Source organism: Bradyrhizobium sp. WSM1253 (assembly GCF_000244935.1).
Lineage (GTDB): Bacteria > Pseudomonadota > Alphaproteobacteria > Rhizobiales > Xanthobacteraceae > Bradyrhizobium > Bradyrhizobium canariense.
Genome location: NZ_JH600073.1, coordinates 6074390 through 6086784 on the forward strand (window position 1 = coordinate 6074390; position 12395 = coordinate 6086784).

General features: G+C 61.6%; 14 protein-coding genes, 1 tRNA gene and 1 pseudogene. 8 read left to right on the forward strand and 8 right to left on the reverse strand.

Annotated features, from left to right (window positions below):
• Window positions 1–600: 600 nt before the first annotated feature.
• From BRA1253DRAFT_RS29650 to BRA1253DRAFT_RS29660, 3 genes and pseudogenes are all read left to right on the forward strand, one after another.
• Window positions 601–822: a hypothetical protein gene (locus tag BRA1253DRAFT_RS29650; RefSeq protein ID WP_007600495.1), complete on the forward strand. Its 222-nt coding sequence runs from the start codon at window positions 601–603 to the stop codon at window positions 820–822.
• A gap of 19 nt (window positions 823–841) precedes the next feature.
• Window positions 842–1268, forward strand: a pseudogene (locus BRA1253DRAFT_RS45540) (hypothetical protein).
• Window positions 1269–1940: 672 nt separating this feature from the next.
• Window positions 1941–2345: a hypothetical protein gene (locus BRA1253DRAFT_RS29660; RefSeq protein ID WP_035994203.1), complete on the forward strand. Its 405-nt coding sequence runs from the start codon at window positions 1941–1943 to the stop codon at window positions 2343–2345.
• A gap of 60 nt (window positions 2346–2405) precedes the next feature.
• Here the strand turns inward: BRA1253DRAFT_RS29660 and BRA1253DRAFT_RS29665 are convergent, their stop codons facing one another.
• The 3 genes from BRA1253DRAFT_RS29665 to BRA1253DRAFT_RS43895 are packed head-to-tail and all read right to left on the reverse strand — an operon-like array spanning window position 2406 to window position 3153.
• On the reverse strand, window positions 2406–2627 hold the full coding sequence (locus BRA1253DRAFT_RS29665; protein WP_007600502.1) for a hypothetical protein: 222 nt from the start codon (window positions 2625–2627) through the stop codon (window positions 2406–2408).
• Window positions 2628–2629: 2 nt separating this feature from the next.
• A complete protein-coding gene (locus BRA1253DRAFT_RS29670) occupies window positions 2630–2863 on the reverse strand; it encodes a hypothetical protein (protein ID WP_007600505.1) in 234 nt (77 codons plus the stop codon).
• 50 nt (window positions 2864–2913) lie between these two features.
• Window positions 2914–3153: a hypothetical protein gene (locus BRA1253DRAFT_RS43895; RefSeq protein WP_157158648.1), complete on the reverse strand. Its 240-nt coding sequence runs from the start codon at window positions 3151–3153 to the stop codon at window positions 2914–2916.
• A 699-nt stretch (window positions 3154–3852) separates the two neighbouring features.
• Between BRA1253DRAFT_RS43895 and BRA1253DRAFT_RS29680 the strand changes: the two genes are divergently transcribed.
• Window positions 3853–4032, forward strand: a complete 180-nt coding sequence (locus tag BRA1253DRAFT_RS29680; RefSeq protein ID WP_007600516.1) for a hypothetical protein — start codon at window positions 3853–3855, stop codon at window positions 4030–4032.
• Between the two features lie 503 nt (window positions 4033–4535).
• Here the strand turns inward: BRA1253DRAFT_RS29680 and BRA1253DRAFT_RS29685 are convergent.
• The gene (locus BRA1253DRAFT_RS29685) at window positions 4536–5387 is read right to left on the reverse strand and encodes a GIY-YIG nuclease family protein (protein WP_035994209.1); all 852 of its coding nucleotides are present in this window, start codon (window positions 5385–5387) and stop codon (window positions 4536–4538) included.
• A gap of 322 nt (window positions 5388–5709) precedes the next feature.
• Here BRA1253DRAFT_RS29685 and BRA1253DRAFT_RS29690 point away from each other — a divergent pair, with 322 nt between their 5' ends.
• Window positions 5710–5943 carry a hypothetical protein gene (locus BRA1253DRAFT_RS29690; protein WP_007600521.1) on the forward strand — a complete coding sequence of 78 codons (234 nt, stop codon included), beginning with the start codon at window positions 5710–5712 and terminating at the stop codon, window positions 5941–5943.
• A gap of 960 nt (window positions 5944–6903) precedes the next feature.
• On the opposite strand, the gene BRA1253DRAFT_RS29700 is transcribed toward BRA1253DRAFT_RS29690, so the two are convergent.
• From BRA1253DRAFT_RS29700 to BRA1253DRAFT_RS29710, 3 genes are all read right to left on the reverse strand, one after another.
• Window positions 6904–6978 (reverse strand) — tRNA-Val (locus tag BRA1253DRAFT_RS29700).
• Window positions 6979–7135: 157 nt separating this feature from the next.
• Window positions 7136–8434 (reverse strand): hypothetical protein, encoded by a 1299-nt coding sequence (locus BRA1253DRAFT_RS29705; RefSeq protein ID WP_007600524.1) that lies wholly within the window; start codon window positions 8432–8434, stop codon window positions 7136–7138.
• A 119-nt stretch (window positions 8435–8553) separates the two neighbouring features.
• A complete protein-coding gene (locus BRA1253DRAFT_RS29710) occupies window positions 8554–9159 on the reverse strand; it encodes a DUF1134 domain-containing protein (RefSeq protein WP_007600525.1) in 606 nt (201 codons plus the stop codon).
• A 139-nt stretch (window positions 9160–9298) separates the two neighbouring features.
• Here BRA1253DRAFT_RS29710 and BRA1253DRAFT_RS29715 point away from each other — a divergent pair, with 139 nt between their 5' ends.
• The gene (locus BRA1253DRAFT_RS29715) at window positions 9299–9784 is read left to right on the forward strand and encodes a YHS domain-containing (seleno)protein (protein WP_007600526.1); all 486 of its coding nucleotides are present in this window, start codon (window positions 9299–9301) and stop codon (window positions 9782–9784) included.
• Window positions 9785–9798: 14 nt separating this feature from the next.
• On the opposite strand, the gene cysQ is transcribed toward BRA1253DRAFT_RS29715, so the two are convergent.
• The gene (gene cysQ, locus BRA1253DRAFT_RS29720) at window positions 9799–10626 is read right to left on the reverse strand and encodes a 3'(2'),5'-bisphosphate nucleotidase CysQ (RefSeq protein ID WP_088941151.1); all 828 of its coding nucleotides are present in this window, start codon (window positions 10624–10626) and stop codon (window positions 9799–9801) included.
• Between the two features lie 172 nt (window positions 10627–10798).
• On the opposite strand from cysQ, the gene chpT reads away from it, so the two are divergent.
• Entirely contained in the window at window positions 10799–11452 is a 654-nt protein-coding gene (chpT, locus tag BRA1253DRAFT_RS29725; RefSeq protein ID WP_007600529.1) for a histidine phosphotransferase ChpT, read from the forward strand.
• A 197-nt stretch (window positions 11453–11649) separates the two neighbouring features.
• Window positions 11650–12395: Hpt domain-containing protein (locus BRA1253DRAFT_RS29730; RefSeq protein WP_007600530.1), on the forward strand; the 746-nt coding region annotated here is incomplete at its 3' end.

Below are 12395 nucleotides of genomic sequence, written 5' to 3' on the forward strand. Positions count from 1 at the left end.
TGGATTATTCGCGATCTTTTCCGACGGACCGGCCATCACCCGATTGCCGCGTGCTTCAGCCAGGCGCTCCACCAGCTGACGTATTGTCGGCCTCTCGCGCTCAATAATGTTTAAACGAGCTTGAATCGGCTTGCAGCCTAACGCGACCTAGGTCGTGTCGATTAGATCACGCGGCTGAAGATCAAATAGAGCAGGATCGCGGCCAGGACGACTTTCCTGTCGGTTGGTACGCGACGTCTTGAAACAGGTTCCAGATCGGAGCTTATCGCCTTGGCGTGGGTCGCGATGCGCTGGGGAGCGCCCGTTCTGGTTTGCCTGTCTTAGCCGCGGTAGCGGAAGTAAAAGCCGCCACGTTGGCATCTTTTTTCCCGCGGCGCCCGCTCGATCGTGCTTCGTCTCGGGATGCAGGGCTCCATATGCCGCCTTCGGCTTCGCGATCAGCTCAGTGCGCTGCGCTGGGGGACAGGTCGCGGCGAATCAGGTTTCGTCGATGCCGGTCAGGGCGCCAAATGGGGAACATAGCAAATTTCCCCGGACTAGGAACACCAGCCGGCGCCAAGTTCTTCCGCCGTAGGGTTAGCACTTACGGAGTTCTCTTCGATGGCTACTCAGATCGTGATGGACCACACAGGCGACAGCAGACACTTTTTTGACCAAACCGCCCTCGAGGGGCTGGCCAAGGCTGAGCGTCGCTTTAAGAAGTTGACAGACCAAGGATTTACCGCTGCTACTCGGACGCCAGTCGGCGATCTCAAGGCCGTACGGACATTTGATCCGACTGCGGACGAGACGCTGTTCTATCCGCGCCTCGTCGGCGGCTAGCTACCGTCGCGGCACAGCAATGCTTTTGTTCAGACGCAACGGCGTCGGGAGTAGTGCGCGTTTGCGCGCCCTGCGTTCGCTGTATTGGAGCTTCTTCGAGCAAAAAGGGCCGGAAGCGCGTGCGCGGCGTCTTTTGCGCGATTGGCTATCTCCGGATCAGCGTGCGCAGTTTGATGCCGAGGGTTATTTCGATGTCACGGGCTCTCACACCGGCCGACGATATCGAATTCATCAGGGCAACCATGAGCAATGTTTTGGAACTTGATGAAGAAAGACAGCCTAAGATCGGGTGGTGTTTCGTTCCCGAACGGGCCTTGGCGGCTGGCGATGTGATGCTCGCGCGGAAGATCGCGCTCGAAACCGACGAAGCCGCAGTGCTCGCGCTTGCCCACCGGTTTTCTCCGAGAGTGCCATCCCTGCCCCGAGTAGTGCGGCGTGCTTACTAGACCGCCCGCGGGCGGGGCCGCCGCTTGTGACGGCGGCGGCCCCTTGCCGCGAAGGCAGCGTTTACGCGATACATCGGCACCTCCGCGACCACAGGTAGGCTCGACCCAGAAATGGCCTCCTGCAATGTAATCTACTAGTTAGCCCTACCGGGCAGCGCGGTGTGGTCCTCTCTCGTGATGGTCTCCCATCCGTCATAGTTCGGGTGAACGCTTCGCGCAGTTGCTCCGCGTGAGCAGGGCTCTCTGGTTCAGTGAGATATGCAATCTTGATCAGCAATCTGTTCAGCAGATAATAACGCGCAGATTTTCTGAGTACCGGCTTCGCACAGCGATGATCTGCCGACGCATCTCGACGAGGTCGATCGTTTCGTGTTTTGACGGCCTCTTCAAAATCACACTCGCGCGTGGCCGGTCAAACGAAGCCGCCACGCCGAATATGATGGCGCGACGGCTTCGCCCGGGTGTTCCCGGACAGGGCAATGTCCGGTGCGCAAAGCTAACCCTCCGACGCGTCGCCGCAATCAAAGCTTCAAATTAAGCTTGATATTCTCGCTAGAAGTTAATTCGGGAACCAAGAAGCCGCACCGGAAGGTACTGAGCCGGTGAATGTCCAAGAAGGAACGTCTAGGCCTGCGTCGGAATTCCTGACTGAACAACAGCTGCGAAACTGCGATGCGCTGCTATATCTTCACGCTCGACGACTGCGGTAGGACACTGAAAGCGCAAGAGATCGACTGCAATAACGCCGAAGAGGCTCTACAGCTGGGCTCTCCCGCGGTGGCGAACGACCCTGTCGAGGTTTGGTGTGGTCCGCGGCGTCTCGCCCGCTTTGAACCGGAGCGGAGGCAGGAGCGGCCGCTTTCGCGCCTGCGCGAGCGCTTGATCGTAGCCGAACGCCGTCTTCACGAAGGCGAGCAACACATCAGTGAGCAAGAGAGGGTCATCGCCCAGCTCAAGCGCGAGGGACGTGATCTTGCTCTCGCGTTTTCCATTCTCGACACCCTGATTGAGACCCAAAAGGCTCATTTGCAGGAACGGGACTTGCTCGTCGCAGAAGTGGCAAAGCGGTCTGGATAGACGGGCTCGCGCACTCAACGCCCGTCGGGGCTGTGCCCCAGGCGACGACGGTGGACCGTCCTACTGTTCAGGATTGCCGATGTCGAACGCGCCTAGACGGTAATCTTCGCCCACCGATTGCTCAGTGGTCGGCCGCGTGATCAAGGTGAACGTCGCATCGGGGTAGCGCGTCCACACCTCAATGTCCTCTGAAGTGACGTTTAGATATCCAAAAAAGCACCTATATCGACCCGGCTCCGTTACCCGGCCGATTTTGTCCCAATTGATCTTGTTAACGCGCATCGCTAGCTCCACTCGTTCTCAGGCAGCGAACCGGGCGGAGGTTTAAGTTCTTCGAGGCCGGCTTCGATCAGCGCCAATTCATCTTGGATCGCTCTTACTGCGTTTTCTGGGCTGATGCCTGATACGGCTTGCAGCTGGGCGAGCACCTTGCGACGATGTGCCAGCAAGTCTGTCAGCGCGCGACGGTCCCGCACCTTCACGTAGCCAGCGACGATCAATTCCATGGCCTTTGACATGTTCGTCGTTTCCCACCGGCTTGCGGATTATCGGGGGCGGCTAAGTTCTGTCAGACCGGCTTTGTCATACGATATTCCACACCTTCGCCGGTTGAGCGTCGCTCCATCCATCCGTTTCGCAAAAGAGCGAGCGTTGTTCCGGGATGATCGGGAGGCTTCGAAGAAGGCACCCAATCGCGGTCACGAAGAGGATCGAGCATTTGCCGGTGAAACTGATTAAAAAGCGGCCTGCGCTTTTCCTGCCGACCGATGCCTTGACGTATCGTTTCAAGCGGGCGTTCGGTTTCCATGCCCGTTTGTTGCCATCGCATCGTTTACGATCGGTTACGGATCGGGAACAGCCGGCAATCTTTTCTAAATGGTTCATCGATATTGTTCTGCGGCATGGATCACGAGGACGCATCCGCTTGGTTCGTTCCGGCGCTCAGGCGAAGCTACGCTCGTCTAGCAGCGTGGATGACGCGCGGTAATCGCGTGCTTGAGCCCGGCCGCTTGCCGGCGCCGCCGCGCTCAGAGCGGCCAGCTCGCTTTCCCGACCCGCCGCGGCGGCCAGCGCCGCCGCGGATTTAGGCATTGCAGGCATCGCGAATGACGAACGATCGCACATCGACGAGTCCGTGGTTGCCGGACGAAGAGGCGGAATTGCTCTCGCTGTTTGGCGCAGGTGCCACAGCTGAGGAGGTCGGCGAACGGCTAGGCCGCACCCGACAAGCGGTTTACGCTCGCTTGCAGCGCTTTCAAAAACAGCGAGGGCGGGCGAGTAGGACGAGCGGGAAAGTCTTTGCTCAGTTAGCAGAGTGATCGAGTGACGGCCATCGATCTCTAAGGTCGCAAGATCACGCTCGCAGCGGATATAGGGCAGCGAGCCGATCCGATCGTATCGTCCGTTCGCCCCCGCGCTGAAGTAGCCCTCAACCGGTACATCGAAGGTTCAATTGCATCCGCTTCAAAAGGGGCGAAGCTGTAGGCGATCGCATTGAGGTCGACCAATGACCAGCCCGACTGATGACGAATTGCGTGTCGCGATCTCTGCCGCGATCGAGCAATGGAAGACAGCGCGCCAGCTTCCCCACCTGTCGCCGAACGATTGTGAGACGTTGAACAAGTTGATCATCACCGGACTTCAAACCGTGCTGTTCCAGCGTGCGAAGGCCTTCGACAAGTGCTAAACCGGACATCTTGATCAGACCCGGTGGAAATTCGACGACGCGACTTTACTCGAAGAATGCGCCCAAAAGCCCGCCTTCACCCACGCCCTTGCTTGGATGTGCCCGGCCTTCATGGAGCTTTTCTTGCTCCACCACGCGGTGAATTTGTGTGCCGCTGCCGGAAGCTTTCTCCAAAGTATTTCTTCCATTTCGGAGAAGGTCAGCCGAACGATTTGTCTACGCTCAACAAGCGCTGATGCAATGGTTTGTAGATCGATTTCGGAAGCTCATGGTCTCACCGCAGGCTAGGCGAACATGGACGGTCCTGGAGCAAGTGCGTGCCGAGCTTCCGCACGGTGGCGATCATGAGAGCCGGAAGTACATCGCCGAGCAATTGATCCAACCGGCTGAGGCAGGGCAAAGTACCTTGACAACAGACAATCGGGCTGAGCGAGGGCGCGGCCGGGGCTGGCTGTTGGCGGGGGGCCTCCACCCAAGACGCTCCCGTCGTTGAAGGGATCGCTTCATCGCTCGCCTACCACCACCTTGTCTCTTGCTCTTTTATATTCGAGCAACTGCGACACCGCATCGTAGGAATGATACCTTGCGTAGACGCTCTTTGCATTCCTCTCGCGAAGATCGGCCAGAGCATCAGCCCAATAAGCGACCATGGCGCGCCGAACTCCGTCGAGGGCGAAGATGCGTTCGGCATTTGCAAAACTCTCGTCGAAACTCGCGCTTACTGCACGTTCAGCAGCTTTGTAGTCGGCCGGTTGAACATCCCCAGCACGTTGGCCGAGCCACATGATCGTTTTGGGATACTCCAAAATGAGACGGTCAAGCACGAGGTAGTGCGAGAACTTTCCGTCCGCAGGTGTTCGAGTGCTGAAAGCGACTTCGTGAGACCCGATGTTTAATGTGAACCAACGCCCTCCGTTGGTCTGCGGGAGAACGCTTAAGGTCCACGCGCCCTGAATGTCGAGGTTGCCGTACAATCCCGAAAGCTGGAATAAGCGAAAAAGAAACAGGCTGACATCGGGATTGTGGAAGAGCCGATCCGTCCTCTCGTGATCGACGCGAAGCAGTTCGCTAATCGAGCGCAGTTGTTCTCTAGCCTCGTGCGGAGCCACGCTGAATAGCTCCCGCATCCCTTCGACTTCCACGTTTCGGGTACGAAAGTGACGGTGAAGCGCGCTCTCTACTGCGGTGCAGTCCGTGACATGCACGAAATCTGACAATTCCCACGGACCATGGGGAGCGTACGCCTCACCGCCATTTATTCCTCGAAGGCGTTCAGCGATGGGCCGTTCGGTGCGGCCGATTTTTATGTAATCGCTATTTGGTGAAACGAGTACGTACACAAACCCCTGCGGCATAGGCGCGATCCCCCCACGCCGGCAAAGTAACTGAGGACCGCCCGGACGTGGAATAGGCGGAACGTCTAGATTGCATGACTTGCGGGGCAATCCTCCCGCATCGGCGGCAGATTGCTAATCAAAAGCTCTGACGAAACGATTAGCGGAATGATTGCGAGCTTGGTGGCCCTTCTTCTCCACGCCACAGTTCGCGGTCGGCGGTCGACAGCGCGGCCGGACCCAGGCTGATCGAGCAGAAAAACGGCTCATCCTAAGGGTCAAACGCTGCCAATCGCCGTGGTTGCAATGGTAGAAGTTCCTCGCCGACTGACTGGGGGGCAGGATGGTTAAGGCATTTCGTAATTTGATCATGGCACTTACTTTTGTAGGAGTTGCCGGCTGCAACATGTTTTGGAATTTCATCAATGACTATATGGCCTGTGGCCTTGCGCTGGCGGCTTCAGTTGCAGCCGGCTTTTGCGTTGAGCGCATCTTCATCGAGCGGTCCCGTCGGGAGATGATCCGCCTCCATGGCGCGGACTGGCATTCGGCGGAGAACCGACAACTCGACTCATGAGCGTCACCCGTCACGCGCTCGTCGTTTTCATCATCCGATTGTTCGCATTCGACCCGAGGGGCCTAGCCCGATGATCAAACCAGTTCATCCATTCCGGTTCGCTCGCATCGAGCGCCTGCGAGAGCTGCTTGAACGAGACTCCGAAATGGCAGTTGATCCGAATGCGGGCGTGAGCACCACGGAGCTGGTCAGACCCGATCCGCCAATGCTCGATGACGGTTTGATACTCGGTCGTAATCCAGGAGGGTGCGAACTGGGCCCTTTTGCGGGCCATGCGAGCACTACGGCACCGCAACCGGTCAATACGCCGAGTAGCATCACGATCTGGAAAGGCGATGACCATAAGCCGACCCCGAGGTAGGGGGATGCCGAAAGCGAACTCCCGGCTCCATTGGCCCTTACCGCTTTACAATGTTGCCACAGGGCTCTCGTCGTAGTCGTCACCAGCGCTAGCGATCCGAGCTAAGTCGGGCGCGAGGCTCAACGGCAACAGCTGGCGGAGAAGCAGTGCATGAGCTGGCAACCTGATGATTGAAGGCGGCCCTATGTGGTGTCCCTCACCGGACGGCAGGTCGTCACCGAAACCAGAACTATCTGCTCTGGCGACGTGGTCTCGATCACCATTTCGAGCTCGCCATTGCCGAGCTGACGCGGCGGCAACTCATGGCGCCAGTGGAAAACACAGCCAAGACCGGCAAGCGCGGAGCATCAAAGGAACCGCGGAAGCACGATATCTTCCTCGCGTGGTACCTCGGCGAAGGTTGCCTCGATCCCAACGTACTCGCCCAATCGAGCGCCCAACGAAACTCGGGCCCAAAGGTCGCGCGACGACACGGGATCGGAGCGGCGGGCGAAGTAGAGGGATGATCTTTTTTGCAGCGTGCCCGGGTTGTGCCCCAGACTTTTCGGGGCACAATGTGGGGGAAGCAAGGCGCTAAGCTACTGTAAGTTCTGGACTAATGGTGGGCGCACAAGGGATCGAACCTTGGACCTCTCCCGTGTGAAGGGAACGCTCTCCCGCTGAGCTATGCACCCGAAACCATCATGCAGGCGACCCGAGTTTCGGCCGCCGACGCTTTGGAGCCCGCGATTTAGAAGTGCGGGCCGAAGGTGTCAAGTTTCGAGGCGCTGCCGGACCGGAAAACCTTCTCCCCGGACCCGCAATTCAGCGGTCAGACTGTATTGGGGCGGCTTACGCGCCCTGCTGGCGGGCGCGGGAGGCGTGGGCCTGGAGCGCGCGGATACGTTCGGCCAGTGTTCCGCCGCCTTCGGGCAGGGTGCCGGCGGCCGTGCCGTTGGTCGGGGCGTCATTGGCCGGGCGCGGCGCCGGCCTCGGCGGCTGGCCGGCCTCCGCCGCGAGCAGGGCCTCGATTGGCGAGTTCGGTCCTTCGAGCTGCATCGCGAGCTTGGCCACCTCGGCGGCGATGTCGTTGATGCGTTCGCGCAGCAGCGCGTTCTCCATCCGCTCGGTCGCCCAGGAGCTCTCGGCCTGTTGCTGGATCGCGTTGATGTCGCGCTGGAGCTTGGCGCGCTCGTCGCGGGCGGTGCGGAGCTGCTCCTCCAGCGCGGTCTTTTCCGCGCGGATCGATTCCATCGCGGCCGACGATTTACCGCCGCTCAAGGCCGCGATCTCGACGCGCAGCTCCTTGATGGTGCGCTCGTTGCCCTCGTTGGCCTGGCGGAGCTGGTTGTTCTCATAGTCGCGCTCGGCGAGCAGCTTGCCCTGCGTGGCAAGGCGTCCCTCGAGATCGCCGACGCGGCCCGACAGCATCTCGGCCTCCTTCACCTGCACGATGAGCTGACGATCGAGATCGGTGACGCGCTGGCTCAGATTCTCGACCCGGCCGCGGGCGTCGCCGAGCTCGCGCGAGGCGGTCTCGGATTCGGTGCGCTCCTGCGCCAGCCGCGCCTGCGTCGCGGCAAATTCCTTTTCGGCGTCGCCGACGCGGTTCTTCAGCTCCTCGATCTGCGCACGGACCACAACCAGCTCGACCTGACGGCTCTCCGCCATCATCGAGCGGTCGGACAGTTCGGAATTGATCTTTGCGAGCTCGCCCTGCTTGTCGGTCAGCGCGAGCTCGGCGGCACGCAGGGCTGCGGTCTTGGTGTTGAATTCCTCTTCGGTGGCGCGGAGCTGCTCCTTCACCGCCTTCTCGCGCGCCTCCAGCGCGAAGATCGTGGCGTTCTTCTCGCCGAGCTCGATCTTCATGCGGTTGATGGCGTCGCTCTTCTTGCCGAGCTCGGCGAGCTGGCTCGTGGTCTTGTTCTTGAGCTGGTCGACGCTCATCTCCAGCCGTCGCGCCGACATGGCGAATTCGGCGCGGAGCTGGTCCTTGTCGGCCTGGATCTCGGCCATCGACAACGGCGTGGCGGCCTCGAGCCGGCGCGTGGTCAGGCGCACGGCGCGGTTATGCACCAGCGGCACGATCGCAAGCCCGCACAGCATCGAGAGCAGGAAACCGATCGCCAGGTACATGATCGGTTCGACCATGGGCCAGAACTCCCAAAGCTAAGGAAAAATTTACCAAGGACATTGCATGCGGGGCCGGCAAAAAGCCAGCCCCGACATGTCGTTAACCTTGATCCGTCGCCGGAGGGGAAAGCGGAACGCTAGAACGGGTTCCAGGTCGCGCGCGGGGTGAATTTCAAATAGCCGATATTGGCTCCCAGCCGCAGGCCGAGGCCCGAGCGGATCGGCACCAGCACGATGTTGTTGGCGGTGAGCGCCGTCATGCCGAAGCCGCCGATGATATAGGCCGAGCCGTCGAGGCCGGCGAAGCGCTGGTAGATCGCGTTGGTGGCGGGCAGATTATAGACCAGCGTCATGGTGCGCGCGCCGTCGCCGCCCCAGTCGAAGCCGAGCGAAGGACCCTGCCAGTAGACCCTGAGGTCGCCGGCGTTCTTGGTGTAGAGCGTGCCTTCGCCGTAGCGCAGGCCGGCGACGAAAGCGCCAGACCCTTCCTCACCGAGGATATAGCCGTTGGGCAGGCCCCATTGGCTGACCGCCTTCTCGATGATCGAGGCGAGACCGCGCGAGACGTTACCGAAGAAACGGTGGCCGGCGTTCACGAGTTCGTCCGGCCCATAGGTGGTGGGCGTCTGGGTCCGCTGCGGCGGCGGCAAATCGGGCGGCGGCGGCTGCTGGGCGGAAGCCGGAATGATCCACCCGACCATCGCGGCAAGCGCGACTGCGGCAAGGCGTGATGCGAAAGTCATAAAAGAACCCCTGGTATCGAATCCGGTCGCTTCCTTAACCTGACGCCAACAGGCACGGCTCTAGGTTGCGCCGGATGTCCCCTCGACTCGGATGTTATCCGCAGCAACTATGACGGCACAACGGCAGGAAGCCAGCCCTTTGCGCCCCGGAATTGCCTTGATCGGCCTTCTGGTCTGCATGCTGTCGGGCATTTGGATCCTCTGCATGGGGTTGCCGGCACAGGCGGCCACCACCGAGCGGATCGTCGTCAACCGCTTCAGCGGCGTGGCGATCGAGGGCTTCGACCCCGTGGCCTATTTCGTCGATGGCGCGGCCGTGCAGGGGACGGCCGAGTTCGAGGCGAACCTGTGGGGCGCGGTCTGGCGCTTTCGGAACGAGGGCAACCGGGCCTCTTTCCTCGCCCATCCCGAGGTCTACGGGCCGCAATTCGGCGGCTACGATCCGGTCGATATCGCCCGGGGCGTCACCATCGCCGGTAACCCCCGTTTCTTCGGGATCGCGGCGCAGCGGCTCTATCTGTTCAGCCGGGAAGCCAATCGCGACGCCTTCGCCGCCAATCCCGAGCGCTTCCTCTACGAGGTGGGCAAGCGCTGGCCGGCCCTCGAGGACAAGCTCAGCCAGTAGGCCCCTTCACGACGTCAGAGTCTTGCCGCCTGCGGGTCACCCCAGGCGATGAACTCCGGGATGATGAAGCCGGCATCGTGCCGCTCGCCGAAGCGGAGCGCGCCGCCCTTGCCGTCGGTCACGCTGCCGCCGGCCGCGGTCACGACAGCGTAGCCGGCCCCGACGTCCCATTCACAAGTGGGCCCAAAGCGGGGATAGATGTCGGCACTGCCTTCCGCGATCCGTCCGAATTTCACGGCCGAGCCGACCGTCTTTCTGACGGCGCTGGGGCGGTGATCGATGAACGCCTCGGTTCTGGGATCCCCATGCGAGCGGCTCACCGCGGCGATCCAGGGCTCGCCCCGAGGCGGCAGCTTGCGGGTATGGATCGGCTCGGCAGCGCCGATGGTCGCGCCGTCAAACCCGACCCGCTCGGCGCCGCGGCCGACGATGCCGCGCCAGAGCAGCCCGAGTGCAGGGGCGCTGACGATGCCCAGCACCGGCACGCCCGATGTCACGAGGGCAAGGTTGACGGTGAACTCGTCGCGCCCGGCGACGAACTCCTTGGTGCCGTCGAGCGGGTCGATCAAGAAGAAGCTCTCGCGGAACGGCGGCGAGGCGAGCTGGGTCCGCTCTTCCGAGAGCGTCGGGATGTCGCCCGCAAGCTGCGCCAGCCCGTCCGCGATGATGCGGTCGGCGGCAAGGTCGGCCTCGGTGACCGGCGAGCCGTCCTGTTTGCCGTCGACCCGCATCGCGGTGCGGTTGACCGCGAGGATGGCTTCACCCGCCTTCACCACCAGCGCGGTGAGCGGCTCCATCAGGTGGGAGGCGGCCGTGCTGTCGATGATCCGCTTCACCTGCATGCCTCATTCATCGGTAATTCCATCCCTACGCGAGTGATTCGCCGCGGCATTAGGGCCGGTTCGAACCGATCGCAAGCTAGCTGCCACGGGCTTGCGAATGTTAGAACCTGCGGCATTCGTCAAGCATGCTTGATTCGCCGCGTCCGCGCCGTGCAAATTCCAGGAACCCTTTATGTCTGACGCTTCGTCACCCGCTACCGTCACCGCTCCAGATGCGCTCGAACTCGCTGCGCTGCTGTGCTCGCGGGTCTGCCACGATCTCATCAGCCCTGTCGGCGCCATCGTCAATGGGCTCGAAGTGCTCGACGACGATCCCAAGCCCGACGACCGCGAGTTCGCACTCGACTTGATACGCAAGAGCGCGAAAACCGCCTCCGCCCGCCTCCAGTTCTGCCGCCTCGCCTTTGGTGCGGCCGGCTCGTCCGGCGCGCAGATCGATCTCGGCGATGCCCAGACCATGGCGCGCGGCCACATCGAGGACGGCAAGTGCTCGATCACCTGGAATCTGCCGCGGATCTTGCTGCCGAAGAATCGCGTCAAGCTGCTGCTCAACATGTTGGTCGTTTCGCAGCACACGATCCCGCGCGGCGGCACGCTGACGATCGATCCGATCGGCGAGGGCGAGACGATGAGCTTCCGCATCACCGCGACCGGACACAATGCGCGCCTGCCGCAGAACATCTCCGAACTCCTGAGCGGCGAGCGCGGCCCGGCCGCGGATGCGCACGCGATCCAGCCTTATTATACGCGGCTGTTGGCAGAGGCTTGCGGGCTGACCGTGAGGCTCGCGCACGAAGGCGAGGCCATCACCATCATCGCGTCGTAGACACGAAGCCGCTCTCAAACGTTAATCGAATCTTTACAAGGCGCTTCGGCTTGTCCGGAGCGCCTTATCTCTTTGTTGATTCCGTTCTTTTCCACATACTCAACCAATATTAAACGCTTTGCGGTGAAGCTGGCCCCATTCCGAATTGGCGCATCACGTCTTGTGTGCGCGCCCTCCCTGTATGAAGGCCTGTTTTCATGGATGATCTGTTGCGGGAGTTTTTGACGGAAACCAGCGAGAGCCTGGACACCGTGGACAATCAGCTGGTGAAGTTCGAGCAGGAGCCGAACAACGCCAAGATCCTGGATAACATCTTCCGGCTGGTCCACACCATCAAGGGCACGTGCGGCTTCCTCGGATTGCCGCGCCTGGAAGCGCTGGCGCATGCCGGCGAGACGCTGATGGGCAAATTCCGTGACGGCATGCCGGTGACGGGGCAGGCGGTGACGGTGATCCTGTCGTCGATCGACCGCATCAAGGAAATTCTGGCCGGGCTGGAGGCGACCGAAGCCGAGCCCGAGGGTACCGACCGCGATCTCATCGACAAGCTGGAAGCGATGGTCGAGCAGGGCATGGCGGCCATGGCGGCGGGTGCTGCTGCTCCCGTGGCTGAAGCGCCGCCGCTGGTGCCGGAAGCGCCTGTCGCCGTTGAAGCCGCGCCGACCTCCGGCGTGCTGGCCGACCAGACCCTGGAGCGTCCGCTGCGTCCGGGCGAAGTCTCGCTCGACGAGCTCGAGCGCGCCTTCCGCGAGACCGCGATCGAAGTCCCGGTCCCCGTTGCCAAGGCTGAAGTCAAGGCCGAGCCCGCGCCTGCCGCTGAAGCGCCGGTGCCTGTTGCCAAGGAAGTAGCGAAGGAAGCCAAGGCGCCCAAGGAAAAGGCCGCGCCGAAGAAGTCGATCGCCGACGAGGGCGCCGGCGAGGGCGCCAGCATCGCCAACCAGTC

Excerpts from the sequence above, each read along its gene's own strand:
- BRA1253DRAFT_RS29665 (WP_007600502.1), bottom strand. The coding sequence starts at position 2,627 with ATGCGCGTTAACAAGATCAATTGGGACAAAATCGGCCGGGTAACGGAG.
- BRA1253DRAFT_RS43895 (WP_157158648.1), bottom strand. The coding sequence starts at position 3,153 with ATGGAAACCGAACGCCCGCTTGAAACGATACGTCAAGGCATCGGTCGG.
- BRA1253DRAFT_RS29690 (WP_007600521.1), top strand. The coding sequence starts at position 5,710 with ATGGTTAAGGCATTTCGTAATTTGATCATGGCACTTACTTTTGTAGGA.
- BRA1253DRAFT_RS29670 (WP_007600505.1), bottom strand. The coding sequence starts at position 2,863 with ATGTCAAAGGCCATGGAATTGATCGTCGCTGGCTACGTGAAGGTGCGG.
- chpT (WP_007600529.1), top strand. The coding sequence starts at position 10,799 with ATGTCTGACGCTTCGTCACCCGCTACCGTCACCGCTCCAGATGCGCTC.
- BRA1253DRAFT_RS29650 (WP_007600495.1), top strand. The coding sequence starts at position 601 with ATGGCTACTCAGATCGTGATGGACCACACAGGCGACAGCAGACACTTT.
- BRA1253DRAFT_RS29680 (WP_007600516.1), top strand. The coding sequence starts at position 3,853 with ATGACCAGCCCGACTGATGACGAATTGCGTGTCGCGATCTCTGCCGCG.
- BRA1253DRAFT_RS29705 (WP_007600524.1), bottom strand. The coding sequence starts at position 8,434 with ATGGTCGAACCGATCATGTACCTGGCGATCGGTTTCCTGCTCTCGATG.
- BRA1253DRAFT_RS29710 (WP_007600525.1), bottom strand. The coding sequence starts at position 9,159 with ATGACTTTCGCATCACGCCTTGCCGCAGTCGCGCTTGCCGCGATGGTC.
- BRA1253DRAFT_RS29685 (WP_035994209.1), bottom strand. The coding sequence starts at position 5,387 with ATGCCGCAGGGGTTTGTGTACGTACTCGTTTCACCAAATAGCGATTAC.
- BRA1253DRAFT_RS29660 (WP_035994203.1), top strand. The coding sequence starts at position 1,941 with ATGCGCTGCTATATCTTCACGCTCGACGACTGCGGTAGGACACTGAAA.
- cysQ (WP_088941151.1), bottom strand. The coding sequence starts at position 10,626 with ATGCAGGTGAAGCGGATCATCGACAGCACGGCCGCCTCCCACCTGATG.